Source organism: Limnohabitans sp. Hippo3 (assembly GCF_003063665.1).
GTDB lineage: Bacteria > Pseudomonadota > Gammaproteobacteria > Burkholderiales > Burkholderiaceae_C > Limnohabitans_A.
This window is the reverse complement of sequence record NZ_NESF01000017.1, coordinates 1-24,635: the sequence shown is the minus strand read 5'-3', so window position 1 is coordinate 24,635 and position 24,635 is coordinate 1. Positions and strand designations below refer to the sequence as shown.

The 24,635-nt window shown below is 59.1% G+C and carries 34 protein-coding genes and 4 tRNA genes; 33 read left to right on the top strand and 5 right to left on the bottom strand.

Annotation, left to right across the window (positions count from 1 at the left end):
* Positions 1-141: 141 nt before the first annotated feature.
* Positions 142-963 carry a pyrroline-5-carboxylate reductase gene (proC, locus tag B9Z34_RS13880; protein ID WP_108428705.1) on the bottom strand — a complete coding sequence of 274 codons (822 nt, stop codon included), beginning with the start codon at positions 961-963 and terminating at the stop codon, positions 142-144.
* Positions 964-1,051: 88 nt separating this feature from the next.
* On the opposite strand from proC, the gene glpK reads away from it, so the two are divergent.
* The 20 genes from glpK to B9Z34_RS13780 all read left to right on the top strand — a co-directional run bounded on the left by glpK (position 1,052) and on the right by B9Z34_RS13780 (position 13,257).
* Entirely contained in the window at positions 1,052-2,554 is a 1,503-nt protein-coding gene (gene glpK / locus B9Z34_RS13875; RefSeq protein ID WP_108428704.1) for a glycerol kinase GlpK, read from the top strand.
* Positions 2,551-4,173, top strand: a complete 1,623-nt coding sequence (locus B9Z34_RS13870) for a glycerol-3-phosphate dehydrogenase/oxidase (RefSeq protein WP_108428703.1) — start codon at positions 2,551-2,553, stop codon at positions 4,171-4,173. The genes glpK and B9Z34_RS13870 overlap by 4 nt, the downstream gene beginning before the upstream one ends.
* Positions 4,174-4,451: 278 nt before the next feature.
* Positions 4,452-4,820, top strand: a complete 369-nt coding sequence (gene rplN / locus B9Z34_RS13865; RefSeq protein ID WP_108428702.1) for a 50S ribosomal protein L14 — start codon at positions 4,452-4,454, stop codon at positions 4,818-4,820.
* 9 nt (positions 4,821-4,829) lie between these two features.
* Entirely contained in the window at positions 4,830-5,150 is a 321-nt protein-coding gene (gene rplX / locus B9Z34_RS13860) for a 50S ribosomal protein L24 (protein WP_062407194.1), read from the top strand.
* A 2-nt stretch (positions 5,151-5,152) separates the two neighbouring features.
* Complete coding sequence (gene rplE / locus B9Z34_RS13855; protein WP_108428710.1) at positions 5,153-5,692, top strand: 50S ribosomal protein L5; 540 nt, start codon at positions 5,153-5,155, stop codon at positions 5,690-5,692.
* Positions 5,693-5,700: 8 nt separating this feature from the next.
* Positions 5,701-6,006, top strand: coding sequence for a 30S ribosomal protein S14 (rpsN, locus tag B9Z34_RS13850; RefSeq protein ID WP_053172533.1), 306 nt, complete (start codon positions 5,701-5,703; stop codon positions 6,004-6,006).
* A gap of 18 nt (positions 6,007-6,024) precedes the next feature.
* Positions 6,025-6,420, top strand: a complete 396-nt coding sequence (rpsH, locus tag B9Z34_RS13845) for a 30S ribosomal protein S8 (RefSeq protein WP_108428701.1) — start codon at positions 6,025-6,027, stop codon at positions 6,418-6,420.
* A 13-nt stretch (positions 6,421-6,433) separates the two neighbouring features.
* Positions 6,434-6,967 (top strand): 50S ribosomal protein L6, encoded by a 534-nt coding sequence (gene rplF / locus B9Z34_RS13840; protein ID WP_108428700.1) that lies wholly within the window; start codon positions 6,434-6,436, stop codon positions 6,965-6,967.
* 11 nt (positions 6,968-6,978) lie between these two features.
* Positions 6,979-7,344, top strand: a complete 366-nt coding sequence (rplR, locus tag B9Z34_RS13835) for a 50S ribosomal protein L18 (protein WP_019429273.1) — start codon at positions 6,979-6,981, stop codon at positions 7,342-7,344.
* A gap of 17 nt (positions 7,345-7,361) precedes the next feature.
* Positions 7,362-7,880, top strand: a complete 519-nt coding sequence (gene rpsE / locus B9Z34_RS13830) for a 30S ribosomal protein S5 (RefSeq protein ID WP_090044609.1) — start codon at positions 7,362-7,364, stop codon at positions 7,878-7,880.
* Positions 7,881-7,894: 14 nt separating this feature from the next.
* Positions 7,895-8,077, top strand: a complete 183-nt coding sequence (gene rpmD / locus B9Z34_RS13825) for a 50S ribosomal protein L30 (RefSeq protein ID WP_089951917.1) — start codon at positions 7,895-7,897, stop codon at positions 8,075-8,077.
* A gap of 10 nt (positions 8,078-8,087) precedes the next feature.
* Positions 8,088-8,519, top strand: a complete 432-nt coding sequence (gene rplO / locus B9Z34_RS13820; protein ID WP_108428709.1) for a 50S ribosomal protein L15 — start codon at positions 8,088-8,090, stop codon at positions 8,517-8,519.
* A gap of 22 nt (positions 8,520-8,541) precedes the next feature.
* The gene (gene secY / locus B9Z34_RS13815; protein ID WP_108428699.1) at positions 8,542-9,861 is read left to right on the top strand and encodes a preprotein translocase subunit SecY; all 1,320 of its coding nucleotides are present in this window, start codon (positions 8,542-8,544) and stop codon (positions 9,859-9,861) included.
* Positions 9,862-9,964: 103 nt separating this feature from the next.
* Complete coding sequence (rpmJ, locus tag B9Z34_RS13810) at positions 9,965-10,078, top strand: 50S ribosomal protein L36 (RefSeq protein WP_011481465.1); 114 nt, start codon at positions 9,965-9,967, stop codon at positions 10,076-10,078.
* Between the two features lie 24 nt (positions 10,079-10,102).
* On the top strand, positions 10,103-10,468 hold the full coding sequence (gene rpsM, locus B9Z34_RS13805; protein ID WP_062407210.1) for a 30S ribosomal protein S13: 366 nt from the start codon (positions 10,103-10,105) through the stop codon (positions 10,466-10,468).
* 19 nt (positions 10,469-10,487) lie between these two features.
* Positions 10,488-10,892: a 30S ribosomal protein S11 gene (rpsK, locus tag B9Z34_RS13800; RefSeq protein ID WP_019429279.1), complete on the top strand. Its 405-nt coding sequence runs from the start codon at positions 10,488-10,490 to the stop codon at positions 10,890-10,892.
* A gap of 85 nt (positions 10,893-10,977) precedes the next feature.
* Complete coding sequence (gene rpsD, locus B9Z34_RS13795; protein WP_108428698.1) at positions 10,978-11,601, top strand: 30S ribosomal protein S4; 624 nt, start codon at positions 10,978-10,980, stop codon at positions 11,599-11,601.
* A 100-nt stretch (positions 11,602-11,701) separates the two neighbouring features.
* Positions 11,702-12,694 (top strand): DNA-directed RNA polymerase subunit alpha, encoded by a 993-nt coding sequence (gene rpoA / locus B9Z34_RS13790; RefSeq protein ID WP_108428697.1) that lies wholly within the window; start codon positions 11,702-11,704, stop codon positions 12,692-12,694.
* A gap of 80 nt (positions 12,695-12,774) precedes the next feature.
* A complete protein-coding gene (rplQ, locus tag B9Z34_RS13785; protein ID WP_108428696.1) occupies positions 12,775-13,161 on the top strand; it encodes a 50S ribosomal protein L17 in 387 nt (128 codons plus the stop codon).
* Between the two features lie 19 nt (positions 13,162-13,180).
* Positions 13,181-13,257, top strand: a tRNA-Met gene (locus B9Z34_RS13780).
* Positions 13,258-13,343: 86 nt separating this feature from the next.
* On the opposite strand, the gene B9Z34_RS13775 is transcribed toward B9Z34_RS13780, so the two are convergent.
* Genes B9Z34_RS13775 through apaG form a run of 4 tightly spaced genes read right to left on the bottom strand, consistent with a single transcriptional unit; the run spans position 13,344 to position 15,737 of the window.
* On the bottom strand, positions 13,344-13,817 hold the full coding sequence (locus B9Z34_RS13775) for a CinA family protein (RefSeq protein WP_108428708.1): 474 nt from the start codon (positions 13,815-13,817) through the stop codon (positions 13,344-13,346).
* A complete protein-coding gene (locus B9Z34_RS13770; protein WP_108428695.1) occupies positions 13,817-14,347 on the bottom strand; it encodes a phosphatidylglycerophosphatase A in 531 nt (176 codons plus the stop codon). The genes B9Z34_RS13775 and B9Z34_RS13770 overlap by 1 nt, the downstream gene beginning before the upstream one ends.
* A complete protein-coding gene (gene thiL / locus B9Z34_RS13765; protein WP_108428694.1) occupies positions 14,344-15,309 on the bottom strand; it encodes a thiamine-phosphate kinase in 966 nt (321 codons plus the stop codon). The genes B9Z34_RS13770 and thiL overlap by 4 nt, the downstream gene beginning before the upstream one ends.
* A 35-nt stretch (positions 15,310-15,344) precedes the next feature.
* Entirely contained in the window at positions 15,345-15,737 is a 393-nt protein-coding gene (gene apaG, locus B9Z34_RS13760; protein ID WP_108428693.1) for a Co2+/Mg2+ efflux protein ApaG, read from the bottom strand.
* 29 nt (positions 15,738-15,766) lie between these two features.
* Between apaG and rpe the strand changes: the two genes are divergently transcribed.
* From rpe to B9Z34_RS13695, 13 genes are all read left to right on the top strand, one after another.
* Complete coding sequence (gene rpe, locus B9Z34_RS13755) at positions 15,767-16,447, top strand: ribulose-phosphate 3-epimerase (protein ID WP_108428692.1); 681 nt, start codon at positions 15,767-15,769, stop codon at positions 16,445-16,447.
* Positions 16,448-16,461: 14 nt separating this feature from the next.
* Complete coding sequence (gph, locus tag B9Z34_RS13750; RefSeq protein WP_108428691.1) at positions 16,462-17,184, top strand: phosphoglycolate phosphatase; 723 nt, start codon at positions 16,462-16,464, stop codon at positions 17,182-17,184.
* Positions 17,185-17,459: 275 nt separating this feature from the next.
* Positions 17,460-18,959 (top strand): anthranilate synthase component I, encoded by a 1,500-nt coding sequence (gene trpE / locus B9Z34_RS13745; protein ID WP_108428707.1) that lies wholly within the window; start codon positions 17,460-17,462, stop codon positions 18,957-18,959.
* A 2-nt stretch (positions 18,960-18,961) separates the two neighbouring features.
* Entirely contained in the window at positions 18,962-19,543 is a 582-nt protein-coding gene (locus tag B9Z34_RS13740; RefSeq protein WP_199220137.1) for an aminodeoxychorismate/anthranilate synthase component II, read from the top strand.
* Positions 19,540-20,610 carry a low-specificity L-threonine aldolase gene (gene ltaE, locus B9Z34_RS13735; RefSeq protein WP_108428689.1) on the top strand — a complete coding sequence of 357 codons (1,071 nt, stop codon included), beginning with the start codon at positions 19,540-19,542 and terminating at the stop codon, positions 20,608-20,610. The genes B9Z34_RS13740 and ltaE overlap by 4 nt, the downstream gene beginning before the upstream one ends.
* Before the next feature lie 4 nt (positions 20,611-20,614).
* Positions 20,615-21,298 (top strand): LysE family translocator, encoded by a 684-nt coding sequence (locus B9Z34_RS13730; RefSeq protein ID WP_108428688.1) that lies wholly within the window; start codon positions 20,615-20,617, stop codon positions 21,296-21,298.
* A gap of 38 nt (positions 21,299-21,336) precedes the next feature.
* Positions 21,337-22,365, top strand: a complete 1,029-nt coding sequence (gene trpD, locus B9Z34_RS13725; protein WP_108428687.1) for an anthranilate phosphoribosyltransferase — start codon at positions 21,337-21,339, stop codon at positions 22,363-22,365.
* A 94-nt stretch (positions 22,366-22,459) separates the two neighbouring features.
* Positions 22,460-23,248 (top strand): indole-3-glycerol phosphate synthase TrpC, encoded by a 789-nt coding sequence (gene trpC / locus B9Z34_RS13720; protein WP_108428706.1) that lies wholly within the window; start codon positions 22,460-22,462, stop codon positions 23,246-23,248.
* On the top strand, positions 23,248-24,009 hold the full coding sequence (locus B9Z34_RS13715; protein WP_108428686.1) for a uracil-DNA glycosylase: 762 nt from the start codon (positions 23,248-23,250) through the stop codon (positions 24,007-24,009). Before trpC ends, B9Z34_RS13715 begins: the two co-directional genes overlap by 1 nt.
* Positions 24,010-24,071: 62 nt before the next feature.
* A tRNA-Tyr gene (locus tag B9Z34_RS13710) sits at positions 24,072-24,157 on the top strand.
* Between the two features lie 87 nt (positions 24,158-24,244).
* Positions 24,245-24,318: transfer RNA gene (locus B9Z34_RS13705), tRNA-Gly, on the top strand.
* 30 nt (positions 24,319-24,348) lie between these two features.
* Positions 24,349-24,423: transfer RNA gene (locus B9Z34_RS13700), tRNA-Thr, on the top strand.
* Positions 24,424-24,496: 73 nt separating this feature from the next.
* A partial coding sequence (locus B9Z34_RS13695; RefSeq protein ID WP_233200730.1) for a GTP-binding protein occupies positions 24,497-24,635 on the top strand: 139 nt, incomplete at its 3' end.

The window sequence follows — 24,635 nt, the reverse complement described above, 5'->3', positions numbered from 1 at the left end:
GCAAACCGCCCAAACTGATCATTGGTGCCATGATGCGCAAGCTCGTTCATGTGGCTGTTGGTGTGCTCAAGTCGAACAAACCGTTCAACTCGGCACTTCACTGCGCTTGACACGCATCACAGTATCTGCACAGGGCACCGCTCAGACTTTGCCGAATTCGTCGCCCAATTCACGCGCCCTGTGCTCGGCCGCTTGCATGGCTTTGACAAAAGCGGGTTTGATCCCGGCCGCTTCCATCGCGGTGAGGGCTGCATAAGTGGTGCCGCCTTTGGAGGTGACGCGCTGGCGCAGCACTTCGGGTGATTCGCTCGAGGCGGCCGCCAGCGAAGACGCGCCCGAAAACGTGGCCACGGCCAGCTGGTAAGCCTGCTCGGCGCTCAGGCCCATGCCCACGCCCGCTTCGGTCATGGCTTCAAGGAAATAAAACACATAGGCCGGACCGGAACCCGACAAGGCGGTCACGGCGTCCAGGTGCGACTCTTGTTGCACCCACAGGTATTGTCCGGTGGTGCCGATCACTTGCTCCACCAGTGCTTTGTCGCCAGCGGTGACCGATGGGCAGGCAAACAAGCCGGTGATGCCCTGGCCCACCAGCGCCGGGGTGTTGGGCATGCAGCGCACCACGCGCTCGGTGCCTACCCAGCGGTCAATGCTGTCGGTGCGGATGCCAGCAGCCACCGACAGGTGCAGCGCACCTCGGGTGTGCGGCATGACGGGGGCGGCGGCTTCGCTGAAGACTTGCGGCTTGACCGCCCAGACCACCAGGTCCGCCTGGGCCAAAGCGGGGCCAGCGGCAGGCAAGGCGGTGATGCCGAAGTCGTGCTGCAGCTTGGCCGCGGTGTCGGCAAAGGGCTCGACCACAGTGAACTGAGCGGGCGTCATGCCCTGGCGGATCAGGCCGCCAATGATGGCGCTGGCCAAGTTGCCGCCGCCGATGAAGGCGATGTGGTGTGAGGTGGTCATGTCGGGTGTCCCTTGTGTGTCTGATACCGAAAGTCAATCCGGGAATTGTCGCTTTTTGTTGTCATGAGTTTGGGGTAGCCTCACAGAAATGGACTACATCCTTGCTCTCGACCAGGGGACCACCAGCTCGCGTGCGGTGGTTTTTGACCACGCAGGCCAGCCCGTGGCCATGGCACAGCGCGAATTTACCCAATATTTCCCTCGGCCCGCTTGGGTTGAGCACGATGCACTGGACATCTGGCGCAGCCAATACGCGGTCATGCAAGCGGCCATGGCCCAAGCGGGAATTTCGGCGCATCAGTTGCGTGCGATAGGGCTGACCAACCAGCGTGAAACCACCGTGCTGTGGGACCGCCAAACAGGCCAGCCGGTCGCCCCGGCCATTGTCTGGCAAGACCGCCGCACCGTGGATCGGTGCGAGGCCTTGCGAGCCCAAGGCCATGCCCGCCGCATTGCCCGCAAAACCGGGCTGGTGTTGGATGCTTACTTTTCGGGCACCAAGCTGGCTTGGTTGCTGGACCATGTGCCCGGCGCACGGGCCCGCGCCGAGCGGGGCGAGCTGGCCTTTGGCACCATCGACAGCTGGCTGGTCTGGCAGCTCACGGGTGGGCGTGTGCACGCCACCGACCCCAGCAATGCCTCACGCACGCTGCTGTTCAATTTGCAAACCGGCGCTTGGGATGCCGAGATGCTGGCCTTGTTGAACATTCCTGCGGCCGTCTTGCCCCAGGTGCTACCCTCGTGCGGCGTTGTGGCCGAAACCGATGCCGCGTTATTGGGAGCCCCTGTCCCGATTGCCGGGTGGGCGGGTGACCAGCAGGCGGCCTTGTTTGGGCAGGCCTGTTTTGCCCCTGGCATGGCCAAAAACACCTACGGCACGGGTTGCTTCATGCTCATGAACACAGGCGATCGCCCTGTGGCCAGCCGCCACCAACTGCTCAGCACGGTCGCCTGGCAAGGCCCGGCCGGGTCTGCGCGTTCAAGGGCTTATGCCCTGGAAGGCTCAGTTTTCATGGCGGGTGCGACGGTGCAGTGGCTGCGTGACGGTTTGCAAATCATTCAAAGCGCGCCGGAGGTGGAGGCCTTGGCAGCCAGTGTGGCGGATACCGGGGACGTGTTTTTGGTGCCGGCTTTTACGGGCTTGGGCACGCCCGATTGGGACGGACATGCCCGCGGTACCTTGGTCGGTATGACGCGGGGCACCGGGCGGGCCCACATTGCACGAGCGGCACTGGAGGCCATTGCCTTGCAAACCGCCGATGTGTTCTCGGCCATGGCCAGTGACAGTGGTTTGGCCTTGACCGAGTTGCGTGTGGATGGCGGGGTCTGTCAAAACAATCTGCTCATGCAAATCCAGGCCAATGTGCTGGGCGTGCCCGTGGTGCGCAGCCGTGTGACCGAGACCACCGCGCTGGGCGCCGCCTATTTGGCGGGACTGGCCACGGGCTTTTGGTCGGGTGCCGATGAAATATCGGCGCAATGGCAGGAGGAGCGCCGCTTTGAGCCTGAATGGGACGTGGCGCAGCGCCAGCAGTTTGCCGCGCGCTGGCGTGAGGCGGTCGATCGGTCCCGATCCTGGGCCAGGGCATGAAGGTGTCGAATCATCTCTTGGCGGCTTCAGCCGCGCCTTTGCCCACCCGCCGCGAAGATTTGCTGGCCCGTTTGACCGAACCCCAGGTTTGGGACTTGCTGGTCGTGGGCGGCGGCGCGACCGGATTGGGCGTTGCTTGGCAGGCTGCGCGAGAAGGCTTGAAAGTGGCCTTGCTGGAGGCCCGTGACTTTGCCCAGGGCACGTCCTCGCGATCGACCAAGCTGGTGCACGGCGGCGTTCGGTATTTGGCGCAAGGCCATTGGCCTTTGGTGAGGGAGGCGCTGCACGAAAGGCGCGGCTTGCTTGAGCGGGCCCCCCATCTGGCCCAGCCCTTGGCCTTTGTCATGCCCACCTATCGTCGTGGTGAACAGGCGTTTTATGGTGCGGGACTCAAACTGTATGAGTGCCTGGCCGCTTCGGTCAGTTTGGGCAAAACCCGCTTTCTGAATGCCCAGATGACGCAGGCGTCGATACCGGGTGTTCGCGTGGAGGGTTTGCGTGGTGGTGTGCAGTATTGGGATGGTCAATTTGACGACGCGCGTCTGGCCTTGGCCTTGGCCCGGTCAGCCGCCAGCAAGGGGGCGTGCGTGGTCAACCGGGTGTCTGTCCAGCATCTCCTCTATGAGAATGGCCGTGTAGCGGGCGTGCGTGCCCAAGACGCCGAACAAGGCCAGGCATTCGACCTGAAAGCGGCTTGTGTCATCAACGCCACGGGTGTCTGGGTGGATGACCTGCGTTTGGCCGATGGTCACGAGCAAAAGCAGGCGATGACTCGCTTGGTAACGCTCAGCCAAGGGGTTCATTTGGTGGTCGATGCTTCGTTTTGGCCGGGCGACAAGGCTTTGCTGGTCCCTAAAACGGCCGACGGCCGCGTCCTTTTTGCGGTGCCTTGGCTGGGCAAGGTCTTGCTCGGGACCACGGATACGGCGCGCCCTGATGCCCCCATCGAACCCCGTCCGGCCAGTGAAGAAGTGGATTTGATCCTGAAGGAGGCTGGGCGTTATTTGAAAAAAGCACCCCGACGCAGCGATGTCTTGAGTGCGTGGGCTGGACTGAGGCCCTTGGTGCGTGCCGATTCGTCGTCCTCTGATGCTAGTGGGTTGACCCAGAAAATCAGTCGGGAACACCACATCGAGGTGTCCAGAGCTGGCTTGGTGACGGTCACAGGGGGCAAATGGACGACTTACAGTGCCATGGCGCAAGACGTGATGCAACAAGCCAGACGCTTGGCGGGGCTGAAGCCTGCTGGGCGTGCGGTGACAGAAAATGAGCGGCTGATCGGTGCACCCAACGCGGGCGAGTGGCATCCACAGCTGACCAGGCCTGCGGGTGCGCACCTGTACGGGTCTGAGCAGGGCTGGCTAGAGGGCTTGCCGGGTGCTCAAGTGGTGTTGGCCCCCGGGTTGACCGAGGCCATGGTGAGGTTTGCGGCGCGTTATGAATATGCGCGCAGCGTAGAAGATGTCCTGGCCAGGCGGTCCCGTTGTCTTTTTCTGGATGCCACATTGGCCAAGGCGCTGGCACCCACAGTTGCTCAGATCCTGAGGCAGGAGCTGGCCATCGATCCGGGACAGGCGGCCTTTGAAGCGTTGGCCGCTGAATATGCCTACTGTCCTTGAGTGAGGGCAGGCGCGGCGGCTGATGGATCGGCCCAAATGGTCAAAAAATCAGGTGAATGGACGCCTGTGGGCCGATTCCTTGCAAATTTTTTGCAAAACCTGTTGCGTGACGCTCGCTTTTCGAGCATAATCGTGGGCTTCGCCTTGCAAAAGGCGTAAGTATCTGCCCAATCTGAAGCGCTGCGAGTGGTTTGCGGTGTGAATGACGGGTCCAAGACTGATTTCTGTGTGCGGGCTGCAAGGCTTGTGGGCGAGAAATACAAGTTGGGAACAAAGAAATGATCCAGACAGAATCTCGGTTGGATGTGGCCGACAACACCGGCGCCAAGTCCGTGCTGTGCATCAAGGTGCTCGGCGGGTCCAAGCGTCGCTATGCAAGTGTTGGCGACATCATCAAAGTGAGCGTTAAAGAAGCCGCCCCACGTGGTCGCGTCAAAAAAGGCGAGATCTACAGTGCTGTGGTGGTTCGCACTGCCAAGGGCATTCGCCGTGGCGATGGCTCGCTCATCAAATTCGATGGCAACGCCGCTGTGTTGCTGAACGCCAAGTTGGAGCCCATCGGCACCCGCATCTTCGGCCCGGTCACGCGTGAACTGCGTACCGAGAAGTTCATGAAGATCGTGTCCCTGGCTCCTGAAGTACTGTAAGGACGCGCCATGAACAAGATTCGCACAGGCGACGAAGTCATCGTCATCACAGGTCGTGACAAAGGCAAGCGCGGCAAAGTGTCGTCGCGCGCCAGCGACTCGCACTTGTTGATCGACGGCATCAACATCGTCAAAAAGCACGCCAAGCCAAACCCCATGAAGGGCACCACTGGCGGCATCATCGAAAAGGCCATGCCGATTCACCAATCCAATGTGGCGATTTTCAACGCCGCAACTGGCAAGGCTGATCGTGTGGGTATCAAGCTGCAAGCTGACGGCAAACGCGTTCGCGTTTACAAGTCCAGCGGCGAAGAAATCAAGGTGGCATGAGCATGGCACGTTTGCAAAAACTCTTCCGCGAGAAAATCGCTGCTGACCTGACAGCCAAGTTTGGCTACAAGTCGCCTATGCAGGTTCCTCGCATCACCAAGATCACCTTGAACATGGGTGTGTCTGAGGCGGTGGCTGACAAGAAAGTCATGGACCACGCCGTGAGCGACTTGACCAAAATCGCAGGCCAGAAGCCTGTGGTGACCAAGGCCAAGAAAGCGATTGCTGGCTTCAAGATCCGTGAGCAACAGCCTATTGGCTGCATGGTCACCCTGCGCGGCGTTCAGATGTACGAATTCCTGGACCGTTTCGTGACCGTGGCTCTGCCTCGCGTTCGTGACTTCCGTGGTATTTCTGGCCGCGCCTTCGATGGCCGTGGCAACTACAACATCGGCGTCAAAGAGCAGATCATTTTCCCTGAGATTGAGTACGACAAGGTCGATGCCTTGCGTGGTCTCAACATCAGCATCACCACAACGGCCAAGTCAGACGAAGAGTGCAAAGCTCTTCTGGCGGCTTTCCGCTTCCCCTTCAAGAACTGAGGTGTCACGTGGCTAAAGTAGCTTTGATCGAGCGTGAGCTCAAGCGTGAAAAACTGGCGGCCAAATTCGCGAAAAAATACGCGGAATTGAAAGCCATCGCCAACGATGCCAAGCGCAGTGATGAAGAGCGTGCAGCTGCCCGTCTGGGTCTGCAAAAGCTTCCGCGCAACGCCAACCCGACCCGTCAACGCAACCGCTGTGAAATCACCGGTCGCCCACGCGGTACGTTCCGTCAATTTGGTCTGGGCCGCGCCAAGATCCGTGAACTTGCCTTCGCAGGCAACATTCCGGGCGTGACCAAGGCCAGCTGGTAATCGGCAGGAGAGAACAACATGAGCATGAGTGATCCTATTGCCGATCTGTTGACCCGCATCCGCAACGCACAAATGGTCTCAAAAGCCAACGTGTTGGTTCCATCTTCCAAAGTGAAGGTGGCCATCGCCCAAGTGCTGAAAGATGAAGGCTACATTGACGGCTTCCAAGTCAAGTCCGAAGACGGCAAGTCCGTTCTCGAAATCGCCCTGAAGTACTACGCCGGTCGCCCTGTGATCGAGCGCATCGAGCGCGTGAGCCGTCCTGGCCTGCGTGTGTACAAAGGCCGTGATGCTATTCCTCAAGTCCAAAACGGCTTGGGCGTGGCCATCGTCACCACCCCTCAGGGCGTGATGACCGATCGCAAAGCACGTGCAGCCGGTGTCGGCGGCGAAGTGCTGTGCTACGTCGCTTAAAGGGAGAAAAAGAATGTCCCGCGTAGGAAAAATGCCTGTGACCATCCCCGCTGGCGTGGATGTGTCGATCAAACAAGATCAAATCAGTGTGAAGGGTGCCGGTGGTCAATTGGCCATTGCAGCCAACACCCTGGTGAAAGTGAGCAACGAAGGCGGCAAGCTGAGCTTTGCCCCAGCCAACGACTCACGCGAAGCCAATGCCATGAGCGGCACCTTGCGTCAGCTGGTGAACAACATGGTGACTGGCGTGACCAAGGGCTTCGAGAAGAAGTTGAGCCTGGTCGGTGTGGGTTACAAGGCGGCTGCCTCTGGCGCCAAATTGAACCTGGCTGTTGGTTATTCACACCCCGTCAACATCGACATGCCTGCGGGCATCACGGTGGCCACCCCCAGCGCGACTGAAATCGTGATCAAGGGTGCTGACCGTCAACGTGTTGGCCAAATTGCCGCTGAGATTCGTGCTGTTCGTCCTCCTGAGCCTTACAAGGGCAAAGGCATCCGTTATTCGGATGAGAAGATCACGATCAAAGAGACCAAGAAGAAATAAGGAGCTGCATCATGTTGACCAAGAAAGAGCAGCGTCTCCGTCGTGCACGTCAAACACGCATCCGCATTGCACAGCAAGGCGTGGCCCGTTTGACCGTGAACCGTACCAACCTGCACATCTACGCCAGCGTTATTTCTGGCTGCGGTACCAAAGTGTTGGCCAGTGCCTCTACAGCCGAAGCCGAAGTGCGCACGGCTCTGGGCGCTACAGGCAAAGGCGGCAATGCCGCTGCTGCCGCAGTCATTGGCAAGCGCATTGCTGAAAAAGCAAAAGCTGCTGGCGTTGAGAAGGTCGCCTTCGACCGCGCAGGTTTCGCTTACCACGGTCGTGTCAAGGCTTTGGCCGAAGCAGCCCGTGAAGCAGGTCTGCAGTTCTAAACGGATCGGAGTTACAAATGGCTAAATTTACAGCAAAACCGCAGAGCGACGGTCCTGAAGACGGTCTGCGCGAAAAGATGATCGCGGTCAACCGCGTGACCAAGGTGGTCAAGGGTGGCCGTATCCTCGGTTTCGCCGCTTTGACTGTGGTCGGCGATGGCGACGGTAAAGTCGGCATGGGCAAGGGCAAGTCGAAAGAAGTGCCTGCTGCCGTGCAAAAGGCGATGGAAGAAGCCCGTCGCAACCTGGCCAAAGTTCACCTCAAGAACGGCACGATCCACCACGCGGTGAACGGTCACCACGGCGCTGCCCGCGTCATGATGGCACCAGCCCCCAAAGGTACCGGCATCATTGCTGGTGGTCCTATGCGCGCTGTGTTCGAAGTGGTGGGCATCACCGACATCGTGGCCAAGAGCCATGGTTCGTCCAATCCTTACAACATGGTTCGTGCCACTTTGGACGCTTTGTCCAATTGCACAACAGCTTCCAACGTGGCGGCCAAGCGCGGCAAGTCGGTTGAAGAGTTGTTCGGCTGAACTGGAGATCGAACATGACGACACAATCTACCGTGAAAGTCCAACTGGTTCGCAGCCCGATTGGCACCAAAGAGTCCCATCGCGCCACTGTGCGTGGCCTGGGCTTGCGCAAGCTGAACTCTGTGAGCGAGTTGCAAGACACGCCCGCTGTGCGCGGCATGATCAACAAGATCAGCTACCTGGTCAAAGTTCTCTAAGAGGCCGATGATGGAACTCAATAGCATCAAGCCCGCAGAAGGCTCCAAGCACGCCGCACGTCGCGTAGGCCGTGGTATCGGTTCGGGTCTGGGTAAAACCGCCGGCCGTGGTCACAAAGGTCAAAAGTCCCGTTCGGGTGGCTACCACAAGGTGGGTTTCGAAGGCGGTCAAATGCCTTTGCAGCGTCGCCTGCCCAAGCGTGGCTTCAAGTCGCATTTGCTCAAGTACAACGCAGAAATCACTTTGACGACCTTGTCCCGTCTGGACTTGGCCGAAGTGGATGTGTTGACATTGAAACAAGCCGGTTTGGTGTCGCAAATGGCCAAAGTGGTCAAGGTGATCAAGTCAGGCGAACTCGCCAAAGCCGTCAAACTGACAGGCATTGGTGCGACTGCAGGTGCCAAAGCAGCGATCGAAGCTGCTGGTGGCTCCGTGGCCTGAATGTTGAGAGGCGAGATACACCGTGGCAACCAGCGCTAATCAGACAGCCAAGACAGACAAGTTCGGAGACCTCCGTCGCCGACTCCTGTTCTTGCTGCTCGCGCTGGTGGTTTACCGTGCGGGCGCTCACATTCCGGTTCCCGGCATTGACCCTGAGCAGCTCAAGCAGCTGTTCAATGGTCAGCAGGGCGGCATCCTGAACCTGTTCAACATGTTCTCGGGTGGTGCGCTGTCGCGGTTTACCATTTTTGCCTTGGGCATCATGCCGTACATTTCTGCGTCCATCGTGATGCAGTTGCTGACCTATGTCTTGCCTACCTTTGAGCAGATGAAGAAGGAAGGCGAAGCCGGCCGCAGGAAAATCACCCAATACACACGTTTTGGTGCTTTGGGTCTGGCCATCTTTCAATCGTTCGGTATCGCCGTAGCGTTGGAGGCTTCTGCAGGTTTGGTCATCAATCCTGGCATGGGTTTTCGCATGACAGCTGTGGTGAGTTTGACTGCTGGCTCCATCTTCTTGATGTGGCTGGGTGAACAAATCACCGAGCGCGGCTTGGGCAATGGCATCTCGATCCTGATCTTTGCAGGCATTGCCGCTGGATTGCCCAGTGCATTGGGCGGTTTGTTTGAACTGGTGCGCACGGGAGCCATGAACCCCTTGGTCTCGATGATGATCATTGTGGTGGTGGCGTTGGTCACTTACTTCGTGGTCTTCGTGGAGCGTGGACAGCGCAAGATTCTGGTCAATTACGCGCGCCGTCAGGTGGGTAACAAGGTGTATGGCGGACAGTCATCGCACTTGCCACTCAAGCTGAACATGGCAGGCGTGATCCCCCCGATCTTTGCTTCATCGATCATTTTGTTGCCTGCAACCCTGATTGGCTGGTTCAGTTCGGGCTCGTCTGAGAGTGTGGTCGTTCGATTCTTCAAGGATGTGGCTAATGCTTTGGCGCCTGGACAACCTGTCTATGTGATGTTCTATGCCGCAGCCATCGTGTTTTTCTGCTTTTTCTACACCGCGTTGGTTTTCAACAGCCGTGAAACAGCAGACAACTTGAAGAAAAGCGGGGCCTTCATTCCAGGCATTCGCCCAGGTGATCAGACGGCCAAGTACATCGACAAGATCTTGCTGCGACTGACAGCAGTGGGTGCGGCTTACATCACTTTCGTGTGTTTGCTGCCCGAGTTTCTGATTCTGAAATACAATGTTCCGTTTTACTTTGGCGGCACCTCGTTGCTGATCATTGTGGTCGTGACCATGGATTTCATGGCACAAGTACAAAATTACTTGATGTCGCAACAATACGATTCGCTTTTGAAGAAGGCGAGTTTCAAGTCCTGAGTGACTTGGTTCGGGTTTGGTAAAGATCCCTGTGTTTTGCGCAGGGCCACAATTTTCACCTGGTCAGCAAAGTCCAGGGTTAGACGAGTTTTAGGAGAGAATCATGAGAGTTTCGGCTTCGGTGAAAAAAATTTGCCGCAACTGCAAAATCATTCGCCGTAAAGGCGTTGTTCGTGTGATCTGCACAGATCCACGTCACAAGCAGCGTCAAGGCTGATTGAATTAGTTTTAGAGGACGAAAATGGCACGTATCGCTGGCATCAACATTCCGCCGCACAAACATGCTGAAATTGGCCTGACCGCCATTTTCGGTATTGGACGCACCCGCGCTCGACAAATCTGCGAAGCCTCCGGCATCGCTTATTCCAAAAAGATCAAGGATCTGACGGACGCTGATCTCGAGAAAATCCGCGACCAGATCGCAGCTTTCACCATCGAAGGTGATCTGCGCCGCGAAACTACCATGAACATCAAGCGTTTGATGGACATTGGTTGCTACCGCGGTTTCCGTCATCGTCGCGGCTTGCCCATGCGCGGTCAGCGTACACGCACCAATGCACGCACTCGCAAGGGTCCGCGCAAAGGCGCAGCGGCTCTGAAGAAATAAGCAGGACTGAGAGACCACCATGGCTAAAGCACAATCAAACAGCGCATCACAACGTGTTCGCAAAAAAGTCCGCAAGAACATTGCCGACGGCATCGCACACGTGCACGCGTCTTTCAACAACACCATCATCACGATCACCGACCGCCAGGGCAATGCCTTGTCGTGGGCTTCTTCGGGTGGCCAAGGCTTCAAGGGTTCGCGCAAGTCGACACCTTTTGCAGCCCAGGTCGCATCTGAAGTCGCAGGTCGTGCTGCACAAGAACAAGGCATCAAAAACCTGGACGTCGAAATCAAGGGCCCAGGTCCTGGTCGCGAGTCTTCGGTTCGTGCCCTGGGTGCATTGGGTATCCGCATCACTTCGATCGCCGACGTGACACCGGTCCCGCACAACGGCTGCCGCCCTCAGAAGCGTCGTCGTATCTAATTTCAAACCAAGCCCACCGCCAGGCCATGCTTGCATCGCCTGGCTCCCGCATTTCTGATGCGGCAGATGCATAAAGGAAAATCAAGTGGCACGCTACCTCGGCCCCAAGGCCAAACTCTCTCGCCGCGAAGGCACCGATCTGTTCCTCAAGAGCGCACGCCGCTCCATTGCGGACAAGTCCAAATTCGACTCCAAGCCTGGTCAACATGGCCGCACTTCGGGTCAGCGCACATCTGACTACGGTCTGCAGCTGCGCGAAAAGCAAAAAGTCAAGCGCATGTACGGCGTGCTGGAGAAGCAATTCCGCCGCTACTTTGCCGAAGCCGATCGCCGCAAGGGCAACACAGGTTCCAACCTCTTGGGTCTGCTGGAGTGCCGTCTTGACAACGTCGTTTACCGCATGGGCTTTGGTTCCACACGTGCTGAAGCACGCCAGATGGTGTCTCACAAGGCCATCACTGTGAACGGTCAATCGGTGAACATTCCTTCTTACCTGGTCAAGGCCGGTGACGTGATCGCTGTGCGCGAAAAGTCCAAGAAGCAGAACCGCGTGGTTGAAGCTTTGCAATTGGCTTTGCAGGTGGGCATGCCCGCTTGGGTCGAAGTCAATGCCGACAAGGCCGAAGGTATCTTCAAGAAAGTACCTGATCGCGATGAATTCGCTGCAGACATCAACGAATCGTTGATCGTCGAACTGTATTCACGTTAATACGTCGTTTCAATCGTTCCCGGCGCACAAGGCATTGTGGGTCGGGTGCTTCATCAGCCTTACCGGTGTAACGAACCGGGGGTATTGAGAGGAAGTCTGAATGCAAACCAATCTGTTGAAACCCAAAGCCATCCAAGTCGAACAACTGGCTGCCAACCGTGCCAAAGTCACGTTGGAGCCATTCGAGCGTGGCTATGGCCATACGCTCGGCAATGCGCTGCGTCGCGTTTTGTTGTCTTCCATGGTGGGTTATTCCGCTACCGAAGTGACCATCGCGGGCGTGGTGCATGAGTACTCGTCCATCGACGGCGTGCAAGAAGACGTGGTCAACATCCTGTTGAACCTCAAGGGTGTGGTGTTCAAGCTGCACAACCGCGACGAAGTGACGCTGAGTTTGCGCAAAGACGGCGAAGGCGCCGTGACGGCCGCCGACATCCAGACACCCCACGACGTGGAAATCATCAACCCTGATCACGTCATTGCCAATTTGTCGCAAGGCGGCAAGTTGGACATGCAGATCAAGGTCGAAAAGGGCCGTGGCTATGTGCCTGGCACCATGCGCCGTTTTGCCGATGAGCCCACCAAGGCTCTGGGCCGCATCGTGCTCGACGCTTCATTCTCGCCCGTCAAGCGTGTGAGCTACACCGTCGAAAGCGCGCGTGTTGAGCAGCGTACCGATCTGGATAAATTGGTCATCGAAATCGAGACCAATGGCGCGATCACGGCAGAAGATGCCGTGCGCTCTTCGGCCAAGATTCTGGTGGAGCAATTGGCGGTGTTTGCGCAACTTGAAGGCAGCGAACTGTCTGCATTCAACGAGCCAGCGCAGCGTGGTGGTGCCGGCAGCTTCGATCCGATCTTGCTGCGCCCTGTGGACGAGCTCGAACTCACGGTTCGTTCGGCCAACTGCCTCAAAGCAGAAAACATTTATTACATCGGTGATCTGATTCAGCGCACCGAGAACGAGTTGCTCAAGACCCCTAACTTGGGTCGCAAGTCACTCAACGAGATCAAGGAAGTTTTGGCTTCCCGCGGTTTGACTTTGGGCATGAAGCTCGAAGCCTGGCCGCCAGCGGGTCTGGAAAAGCGATAATACGAAGTTCCCGGAAAATCCGGGGTGTGCACGGGCAGTACCTGATACGGCTGCCTGTTAAATAAAGAAAGGAAAGCACTATGCGTCACGGACACGGCCTCCGTAAATTGAACCGCACCAGCGAGCACCGCCTCGCCATGCTGCGCAACATGATGAACTCGCTCATCGAGCACGAAGTCATCAAGACCACACTCCCCAAAGCCAAAGAGCTGCGTCGTGTCATTGAGCCCATGATCACATTGGCCAAGGAAGACAATTTGTCGAACAAGCGTTTGGCTTTCAACCGCCTGCGTGACCGTGACAGCGTTGTGAAATTGTTCGCCGATCTGGGCCCTCGTTTTGCCAAGCGTCCAGGCGGTTACACACGTATCCTGAAAATGGGTTTCCGTGTGGGCGACAACGCACCGATGGCTTTGGTCGAATTGGTCGATCGCGCTGATTCTTCTGCTGAGCAGGCAGCAGAATAAGGTATAATTAACATCTTACCGCGGGGTGGAGCAGTCTGGTAGCTCGTTGGGCTCATAACCCAAAGGTCGTTGGTTCAAATCCGGCCCCCGCAACCAAATTTCAACTGCGGTTGAACATCAAAAAAACCCTCTTCGGAGGGTTTTTTCGTTTCTGGATCTTGTTTGGCCATGGGGCCGTTGGGTCAATGCGGTAGACGTTCCAGCAATCCGTGCAAGGCGTGCAGTGTGGTGGCTTCCCGGATCGCACGCCGATCACCAGCAAAGCGTTGGCATTGCGCGCTCACCCGGCCCTCGATGCACCAAGCCAACCAAACTGTGCCAACGGGCTTGTCAGGGCTGCCCCCGCTCGGACCCGCGATGCCCGTGACGGCCACAGAGACCGAGGCCTGTGCCTGGTACGCGGCGCCCAGTGCCATGGCGCGGGCCACGGGTTCACTGACAGCCCCGTGAACGTCAATCAAGGCCTCATGGACGCCCAGCATCTGCATTTTGGCCGCGTTGGAGTAAGTGACAAATCCTCGGTCAAACCAGGCGCTGGAGCCCGCCAGGTCGGTACAACGGCTGGCGATCATGCCGCCTGTGCAACTTTCGGCCGTGACCAGCATCCAGTTCAATCGCAGCAGGCGTTCAGCAAGTTGTGTGCATACATCCAGCATCAAAACCACCTCCAAAGAGCGATGCACAACAAGGTGCAAAAAGCGGCCACCAGGTCGTCCCAGATGATCCCCCAGCCGCCGCGCCAACCAAAGCCTTTGAAAAGTTGATCAGCCCAGGCGACGGGGCCGGGTTTGACGGCATCAAAAAAACGGAACAAGACAAAAGCGGCCAGTTGACCCCAAAAGCCCGTGGGCAGGATGAGGAAAAAAATCAACCAAACAGCGATCACCTCGTCCCAGACGATGGCGCCGGGATCGCTGATGCGCATGTTATCGGCCGTGACTGTGCAGGCCCACCAGCCCAGCAAAAGGGCGAGTGCAATCAAAGCCGCCTGCGCGGGAATGGAGAGGTAATGCTGAATCACCAACCATGCGGCCCAAGCCCACAGACTGCCCACAGTGCCTGGTGCTTTGGCCGCAAGGCCCGCCCCCAGACCCAAGGCGATCAGGTGTGCAGGGTGTGACAACATGAAGGCCGCAGAAGGGCGAACAGGTCGGCTGTCGGCCGTGGCGTCCAAAGGGCGAATCATGGGGAAGCGAAATGATCAAACGATGGGAAGTGGCGGTCCACAGCCTGTCCCCTGTCATCACGCAAGACGATGCCAGGCGACGCGGTGATGCAACCAATCCGTGTGATCCGGGTACGGGTGGCTTGTGCCACAGATTGAACCTGTGCAGCAGCAGCAGGCGAGGCTGTGAACAACAATTCGTAATCATCGCCGCCAGAGAGAACGCAAGTCAGGGCCAAAGATTCTGGGCAGGGCCATGCGCTGGAGGCGGCCATCAGTGTGCGGGTGGCGCTCAATTCAATGTCGGCGCCGACATGGCTGGCCTTCAGAATGTGCTTTAAATCGCCGAGCAAGCCGTCACTGATGTCGGCCATGCCATGGGCAATGCCGCGAAGCGCTTGTCCCAGGGCCACACGGGGTGTGGGGGTTTCCATGCGCAGCCGGGCTTGCTCAAAAACGGCCTGAGGCAGGCTGACATGACCGCGAAAAGCTTCCAGAGCCAGCCGGGCATCACCCACGTGCCCGGTGACGTACAAGTCGTCACCCACCTGAGCGCCGCTGCGCAAAATCGACTGGCCGACGGGCACATCTCCCAGCACGGTGATGGCGATGTTCAAAGGACCCTGCGTGGTGTCACCGCCGATCAATTCGCAGGCATGTTCATCGGCCAACTTGAACAGGCCCTCGGAGAAACCTTGTAACCACGCCTCATCGGCACGGGGCAAAGACAGCGACAGCAAAAAGGCTTGGGGTTGGGCCCCGCAAGCCGCCAGATCACTCAGGTTCACGGCCAAGGCTTTGTGTCCCAGACGGCGCGGCTCTACCGTGGACAGGAAGTGTCGGCCTTCCACAAGCATGTCGGTGGAAACAGCGAGTTGATGGGCAGGCCGTGGTGACCAGATGGCACAGTCGTCCCCAATGCCCACATCCGCGCGGGTCGGTGGTCGTTTGAAAAAGCGTTCAATCAGGTCAAATTCGCCCATGGCCAAGAGCTTAACCGCAAGCCAAGCGAACAGATTCAGTGGAGTGTTCGGCCGGAGAGGCCTGAATCCGATGAATCGAGCACAAAAGTGTCGATGGGTGCATCGAATCGATGGCCGTCTTCGGCCACAAAAAAATAGCTGCCGTTCATGGTGCCGCTGGGTGCGCGCAGGCGGCAGCCGCTGGTGTACTGGAAGGATTCGCCGGGGCGCAGCAAAGGTTGTTGACCCATCACGCCCAGACCTTTGACTTCCTCGGTGTGCCCGCGCTCGTCCTGAATGACCCAGTGGCGCGAGATGAGTTGCACCGGCATGCGGCCAGTGTTGGTGACCGTGATGGTGTAGGCGAAAGCGAACACATCCTGCAGGGGGTCACTTTGCTGGGCCACGTACTGGGGCAGCACGTCAATTTGAACAGTGTAGGCGGACATGCGCACATGTTAACTGCGACAATTCGGGGATGACGACGACCTACCGCATTGCCCCTTCCATCCTCTCGGCCGATTTCGCACGCTTGGGCGACGAAGTCAAAAGCGTCATCGACGCTGGCGCCGACTGGATCCACTTCGATGTGATGGACAACCATTACGTGCCCAACCTCACATTCGGCCCCATGATTTGTCAGGCGCTCAAGCCGCATGCCAAAACAGCCATGGGCGTTGCGGTGCCGATCGATGTGCATTTGATGATCTCGCCCGTCGATGCATTGGCCGCTTCTTTCGCCGAGGCTGGCGCCGACCTCATCAGCTTTCACCCCGATGCCAGCGCGCATGTGCACCGCAGCATCCAGGCCATCAAGAGCAAAGGCGTCAAGGCCGGGCTGGTGTTCAACCCGGCCGAACCCCTGGATGTGCTGGAGTGGACCATCGACGAGATCGACCTGATCCTGATCATGAGCGTGAACCCGGGATTTGGTGGCCAAAGCTTCATCGATTCGGCCTTGCGCAAGGTGGAGCTGGCGCGCCAGTGGATCGAACGCAGCGGCAGGGACATTCGATTGGAGGTGGACGGTGGCATCAAGGCCGACAACATCCGCCGCGTGGCCGATGCTGGAGCCGACACCTTTGTGGCGGGCAGTGCCATTTTTGGCAAACCCGATTACAAAGCCGTGATCGACCAGATGCGCGTCGCTTTGTCCTGAAGGGGGGAAGCCCCATGCAGGCTCTGACGCAGATTGACGCGGTCATTTTTGACCTGGACGGCACCCTGGTGCACACCTTGGGAGATTTCCAGGTGGCCTTGCACCGAACCATGGCCGATCTGGACTTGCCCCCGGTGTCCGACGAGCTCATCGCGCAAACCATTGGCAAAGGCTCAGAGCACCTGATCCGCACTTTGCTGGCGCATCAAATCAACCGGCCCGAGATCAAAGGCGTGGGCCCAGCATGCCCGGCCCTGTCGGTGGAGGCCCTTTTCGGCCGCGCCTGGCAGCGCTACCAGTACCACTATTTGGCGATCAATGGCCAGTTTGCCGATGTTTATCCTGGCGCGCTGGAGGCCCTTGAGGCGTTGGCTGCGCAGGGCATGCCCATGGCCTGCCTGACCAACAAACCCTTGGCTTTTGCCCAGGCCTTGCTGAAAGAGAAGTCACTGGCGCACTTTTTTGGCCCGGTGTTTGGCGGTGACAGTTTCGAGCGCAAAAAGCCCGACCCCTTGCCCTTGCTGAAAACCTGTGAAGCGCTGGGGACAAACACCGCACGCACCTTGATGGTGGGCGATTCCACCAACGACGCGCAGGCCGCCCACGCAGCGGGCTGCCCGGTGGTGCTGGTCACATACGGCTACAACCACGGTCAGCGTGTGCAAGACACGCCTGCCGCCGCTTGGTTGGATACGCTGGCCGATTTGACAGCATGCTTGCACACCACAAATCCATGATGTGAGGCAAGGCAGGCCGCAGACCCGGTGAAAACCGGCACACAGGCTTTGCTACACTTGCAACACCATGTTCATCGTCCACAGCCTCATCAGCGCAGCCAGCCTGCCGAGCCATTCCCTTGCGGAAGGCCGGGGAGCCTGGCCCTGGCGTCAGCCAGCCTGACACCCTTGACCGTGCGGCCTTGCCCGCCACCCGCGCCCAGCATCGGCTGGGCACCTGGATGAATGAAAAGCACCTCGCCCGAGGTCGCTGAGCGCTTTGGAGGCTCTTGCCCGTGATCACCGAACTTGAATTCAAAAGCCTGGCCAGCCAAGGCTACAACCGCATTCCCCTCATGCTGGAGGCCTTTGCGGACCTGGAAACTCCCCTGTCGCTTTACTTGAAGCTGGCCCACACCAAAGACAACGGCAAATACAGCTTCTTGCTCGAATCGGTGGTGGGCGGTGAGCGTTTTGGCCGCTACAGCTTCATTGGCCTGCCCGCACGCACCTTGCTGCGTGCCAGCGGTTTTGGTGCCGAGGCCAAGACCGAGGTGGTGCGCGATGGCGCGGTGATCGAGAGTGCGACAGGCAATCCGTTGGACTTCATCGAGCAGTACCAAAAGCGGTTCAAGGTCGCCTTGCGCCCGGGTCTGCCCCGGTTCTGCGGCGGTTTGGCAGGTTATTTCGGCTATGACGCGGTGCGTTACATCGAGAAAAAGCTCGAAAAATCCTGCCCGCCCGACACCCTGGGTACGCCCGATATTTTGCTGCTGCAATGCGAAGAGCTGGCCGTCATCGACAACCTGTCGGGCAAGCTGTACCTGATCGTGTACGCCGACCCGGCCACGCCCGAGGCCTATGTGGGGGCGAAAAAGCGCCTGCGTGACCTGAAAGAGCAGCTCAAGTACTCGGTCAGTGCCCCGGTCGTCAAACCCACCCAGTCTTACCCGGCTGAGCGGGATTTCGCCAAGGCCGATTACATCGCCGCCGTGGAAAAGGCCAAGGAACTGATCGCAGGCGGCGACTTCATGCAGGTTCAGGTGGGTCAGCGCATCAAAAAGCGCTACACCGAAAGTCCGCTCTCGTTGTACCGGGCGCTGCGCTCGCTCAACCCCAGCCCCTACATGTATTTCTACAACTTCGGGGACTTCCATGTCGTCGGGGCCAGCCCCGAGATTCTGGTGCGCCAGGAACAAACCGAAGAGGGGGCCAAAGTCATCATTCGCCCCTTGGCGGGCACACGCCCCCGGGGTGCCACACCCGAGAAAGACAAGGCTGCTGAGCAGGAGCTGATCAACGACCCCAAAGAGCGGGCCGAGCATGTGATGCTGATCGACCTGGCCCGCAACGACATTGGTCGCATCGCCCAGATCGGTTCGGTCAAGGTGACCGAGGCCTTTGTGGTGGAGCGGTACAGCCATGTCATGCACATCGTGAGCAACGTCGAGGGTGTTCTCAATGAAGGCATGACCAACATGGATGTGCTCAAAGCTACCTTCCCGGCGGGTACCTTGACGGGGGCCCCCAAGGTGCACGCCATGGAACTGATCGACCAGTTCGAGCCCGTCAAGCGCGGCATCTATGGCGGCGCGTGTGGTTACATCAGCTATGCGGGCGACATGGATGTGGCGATTGCGATCCGCACCGCCGTCATCAAGGACCAGACGCTGTATGTGCAGGCTGCTGCTGGCGTGGTGACCGATTCGGTGCCCGAAATGGAATGGCGAGAAACCGAGCACAAGGCGCGTGCCTTGCTGCGGGCCAGTGAATTGGTCGAAGAGGGCTTGGAGTGATCATGGCGAAAAAAATCAAACTCCTGATGGTCGACAACTACGACTCGTTCACCTTCAACATCGTGCAGTACTTTGGTGAACTGGGCGCGGAAGTCGAGGTCTTTCGCAACGACGAAATCACGCTCGAAGGCATTGCGGCACGCCAGCCTGACCGTTTGGTGATCTCGCCCGGCCCGTGTTCGCCTGCCGAGGCGGGTATTTCGGTGGCGGCGATCCAGCACTTCGCAGGCAAGCTGCCCATTTTGGGGGTTTGCCTGGGTCACCAGAGCATTGGCGCCGCTTTTGGCGGCCAGATTGTTCGGGCGCAGGAATTGATGCACGGGAAGACCAGTGTCATCACCACCACGCAAGAGGGCGTTTTCGCGGGCTTGCCCCAGCAGTTCACGGTCAACCGTTACCACTCCCTGGCCATTGAGCGGGCCACTTGCCCGCCGTGCCTGAAAGTCACGGCCTGGACAAACGACGGCGAAATCATGGGCGTGCGCCACACCGAGCTGGACATCGAGGGCGTGCAGTTCCACCCCGAATCCATCCTCACCGAGCACGGCCACGCCATGCTCAAGAATTTCCTGGAGCGGCCATGACCATCGACCTGCGCAGCGACACCGTCACGCAACCCACAGCAGCGATGCGTGAAGCCATGATGAACGCCCCTTTGGGCGACGATGTGTTTGGCGATGACCCCACCGTCAACGCTTTGCAAGAACGCATCGCGCAGATCACCGGCAAAGAAGCCGCGCTGTTCATGCCTTCGGGCACACAAAGTAACCTGTGCGCCCTGATGGCGCATTGCGAGCGGGGCGACGAGTACATCGTCGGTCAAAACGCGCACACCTACCGCTACGAAGGCGGTGGCGCGGCCGTGCTGGGCAGCATCCAGCCGCAACCGCTGGCGCAAAATGCTTCAGGTGAAATGGCGCTGACCGACATCGCGGCGGCCATCAAACCCATCGACTGCCACTTTGCACGCACACGCTTGCTGGCGCTGGAAAACACCTGGAACGGCCACCCCATGTCGCAGGCTTATCTGGCGCAAGCCACAGGTCTGGCCCGTCAGCACGGTCTGGCAGTGCATCTGGACGGTGCTCGCTTGTTCAATGCGGCCGTGGCGCAAGTCGAAGGCGGGTCGGTCATGGCCAGCGTGCGGCGCATCGTGGACCACTTTGACAGCGTCTCGGTGTGCTTCAGCAAAGGTCTGGGCGCACCCGTGGGTTCGGCTTTGTGCGGCTCACGCGAACTGATCGCCAAGGCGTTGCGCTGGCGCAAGGTTTTGGGTGGCGGCTTGCGTCAGTCCGGCATTCTGGCTGCGGCGGCCTTGCATGCGCTGGACCAACATGTTCAGCGTTTGGCCGATGACCATGCCTTGGCTCAACGGCTGGCCCAAGGCCTGAAAGGCGTGCCGGGCCTGAACGTCCGCTCGGCGCAAACCAACATCGTGTTTGTGGATGTGGCCGATGGACGTGGCCCGGCGCTGCTCGATGATTTGAAGGCCCAGGGTGTTTTGGCCACAGGCTTGATCGGCCTGCGCTTTGTGACGCATTTGAACGTGGATGCAGCGGGTATTGACCACGCCATTGACTGCATCCGGCGCTTCATGGCGAACGCATCCGCACAGACCAGCCCGGCGTCCACCCGAACAGGCGTTTACTGAAGCCATGCCCGACGCGTCCCAACTATGGATGTTCATGCTGGCCGGTGTGCTGCTTAACCTCACGCCCGGACCGGATGTGCTCTACATCGTCAACCAGTCGCTGCGCGGCGGCGTGCGGCGGGGGCTTGTGGCGGCCTGGGGCATCACGGCCGGGTGTTTCGTGCATGTGGCTGCAGCCGCTCTGGGGCTGGGGGCCGTGCTGGCGACTTCAACAGACGCGTTCAACCTGATCAAGTGGATGGGGGCGGCCTACTTGCTGTGGATGGGCTCGCGTTTGTTGTGGCGCACTTCCCAGGCGGCTGGTGATGAGGTCGCTGTAAGTCCTCAGGCCATGGCGGCCCTTCCGAGCGAATCTTCGCCTGAGGAGGTGCCCCGTATGCGTGCGGTGTTCTTCGGCGCTTTCGCGACCAACGCGCTGAACCCCAAAGTGGCGCTGTTTTTCCTGGCTTTTGTGCCGCAATTCATCCCGGCTCAGGCGGCTGATCCGGCTTGGTCCTTTGTGCTTCTGGGCTGCTTGTTCAATCTGAACAGTCTGCTGGTGTGCATGGCTTGGGCTTTGGCGGCTGCCTGGTTGAGTCACCGGGCCCACCGGCTGCAGCGTGGCATGCGTCACCTGGATCGGCTGGCGGGCTTGCTGTTCATCGGCTTTGGTCTGAAGCTCGCCTTGACCGACGCGCCATCGCACTGAATTTTCAACGAATCCCACCCTCCGAGAGGAAACCCACCATGCCCATTACCCCTCAGGAAGCGCTGCAACGCACCATCGAGCACCGCGAAATTTTTCACGACGAGATGCTCCACCTCATGCGCATGATCATGAATGGCGAGTTGTCGCCCGTCATGACCGCAGCGCTTGTCACAGGCTTGCGCGTGAAAAAGGAAACCATTGGCGAAATCACCGCCGCCGCCCAAGTGATGCGCGAGTTCTCCACCAAGGTGTATGTGGCCGACGCCACACACCTGGTGGACATTGTGGGCACGGGGGGCGATGGGGCCCACACCTTCAACATCTCGACCTGCGCCATGTTTGTGGCCGCCGCCGCTGGGGCCAAAACCGCCAAGCACGGTGGGCGTAGCGTCAGCAGCAAATCGGGCAGCGCCGACGTGGTCGAAGCCCTGGGGGGCAACATCCACCTGTCGCCCGAGCAGATTGCGCGCTCGATCGAAGAGGTGGGCATCGGCTTCATGTTTGCACCCAACCACCATCCGGCCATGAAAAACGTGGCCCCGGTGCGCAAGGAGCTGGGGGTTCGCACGATGTTCAACATTTTGGGCCCCTTGACCAACCCGGCCAGCGCGCCCAACATCTTGATGGGCGTGTTCCACTCCGACCTGGTGGGCATTCAGGTGCGTGCCTTGCAACGCCTGGGGGCCGAGCATGCGGTGGTGGTGTACGGGCGCGACGGCATGGACGAAATCAGCCTGGGTGCGGCCACCTTGGTGGGCGAGCTCAAAAACGGGCAGATCACCGAATACGAAATCCACCCGGAAGACTTTGGCCTGACCATGGCCAGCAACCGGGCTTTGAGAGTGGACACACCCGAACAATCCATGGCCATGTTGCGTGGCGTGCTGGACAATGAACCCGGCGCGGCGCGGGACATCGTCATGATCAACGCAGGCGCAGCCTTGTATGCGGCCAATGTGGCCAGCAGCATTGCCGATGGTCTGGCGCGTGCGCGTGTGGCCATCGAGTCGGGTGCGGCCAAAGCCAAGCTGGCGCAGTTTGTCGCCTTTGGCCAGAAGGCCGCGTGAGCGATCGGATTTGGCGAAGGGGCTTGGGCCACGTGCCGCCTCTTTGTTTGCATTTTGAAATACGGTGCCACCACGCCCGAACAGAAAGAACATCATGAGTGACATCCTGGACAAAATCGTCGCGGTCAAACGCCAAGAAGTGGCGGCTGCATTGAAGCAGAAATCCTTGGCTGTGGTGCGGGCCGATGCCGAAAGCCGCGTACTGACCCGCGACTTCGAAGGTGCGATGCGCGCCAAGATCGCTGCAGGCCAGGCGGCGGTGATCGCCGAGATCAAGAAGGCCAGCCCGTCCAAAGGTGTGTTGCGGGCCGATTTCATTCCGGCCGACATCGCCCAAAGCTATGCCGAATTCGGCGCGGCTTGCCTGTCGGTGTTGACGGACAAACAGTTCTTCCAGGGCAGTGTGGATTACCTCAAGCAAGCTCGCGCCAGTTGCGACTTGCCGGTGCTGCGCAAGGACTTCATGATCGACGCCTACCAGGTCTACGAAGCCCGGGCCATGGGGGCCGATGCCATTTTGCTCATCGCCGCCTGCCTGGACGATGCTCAGATGGCCGAGATGGAGGCCGTGGCCCGTAGCCTGGACATGGCCGTGCTGGTCGAGGTGCATGACAGGGCCGAGCTGGAACGCGCGCTGAAACTGAAAACGCGTCTGGTCGGCATCAACAACCGCAACCTCAAAACTTTCGAGGTGTCCTTGCAGACCACCCTGGACATGTTGCCCGATGTGCCGGCTGACCGCTTGCTGGTCACCGAAAGCGGCATTCAAACCCCGGAAGATGTCCGCCGCATGCGCGAGGCCAAGGTCAACGCTTTTCTGGTGGGCGAGGCGTTCATGCGCGCGAGCGAGCCCGGCGAGGTCCTGGCCAAACTCTTTGCCTGATGTCTCGCACGACGGGTCAGCAAAGTCTGGGGTTTGAGTCAGAACCCTTAGAACCCGGTCAATTGGTGTCTTGGCCGCCTGACATGCAAGACCTGGGTGATGGTTGGGGGCCTTTGGTTGCCGACTTTCTGACTTCAACCGCCGGGCGTGCTTTGTCTTTGCGCCTGGACCAGGCGCTGGCCGCAGGACAAACCATTTACCCGCCAGAGCCTTTTCGAGCGCTGAGCTTGACCCCATTGAGTCAGGTGCGTGTGGTGATTCTGGGGCAAGACCCTTACCACGGTCCGGGGCAAGCCGAAGGTTTGGCCTTTTCTGTTGCCCCTGGCGTGCGCCTGCCGCCCAGCTTGCGCAATATTTTCAAGGAGCTGCAGCACAGCCTGGGTGTCGCCATCCCAAAGCAGGGCTCCTTGGTGCGTTGGGCCCGGCAAGGCGTTTTGCTCTTGAACACCTGCCTGACGGTGGAGGCCGGGCGACCTGCCAGCCATGCCGGCTGGGGTTGGGAGGTGTTGACCGATGCGCTGGTTGCCGCTGTGGCCAGGCGTTCGCATCCTGTGGTGTTCATGCTCTGGGGGGCGCATGCGCAGACCAAAAGGGCCTTGATCGAAGCCGCTGATACGCAGGCGCGGCATTTGGTTTTATTGGCCAATCATCCCTCTCCCTTATCGGCCATGAGGCCGCCGATGCCCTTCATGGGGTGCGGTCACTTCGCACAGGCGGCCGATTTTTTGAGACAGCACGGCGAAAAAGCCATCGAATGGTGAAAAAGTTGTGAGCAAACTTGCGGCGTGTCACAAAAGGATGGCATAATCTAAGACTCGCTTCTGGAGGGGTGCCCGAGTGGCTAAAGGGGGCAGACTGTAAATCTGTTGGCTTACGCCTACACTGGTTCGAATCCAGTCTCCTCCACCAGCAAACTGGCTTAGGCCGGAATGATTTGAGCAATTGGAAATGGTTTCCAAGCATTGGCGTTGCATCCACTCGTGCAATGCAATCAGTGCGGGAGTAGTTTAATGGTAGAACCTTAGCCTTCCAAGCTAATGACACGGGTTCGATTCCCGTTTCCCGCTCCAGTCGTCCGGTTGAGTTTGTCAGAAGATTTCGCCCTTGTGGCTCAGTGGTAGAGCACTCCCTTGGTAAGGGAGAGGTCGCGGGTCCGATTCCCGCCAAGGGCACCAGTTTTGGGGCGCGCAATGCGAGTTGTGCGCCCTCTGTCTTGGTTGTTGACCACTACTTTTCGGAGTCGAAGAAATGGCAAAAGAGAAATTCGAACGGACCAAACCCCACGTGAACGTGGGCACCATCGGTCACGTTGACCACGGCAAAACCACACTGACTGCCGCCATCACCACCGTGCTGGCTGCCAAGTTCGGCGGTGCTGCCAAAGCGT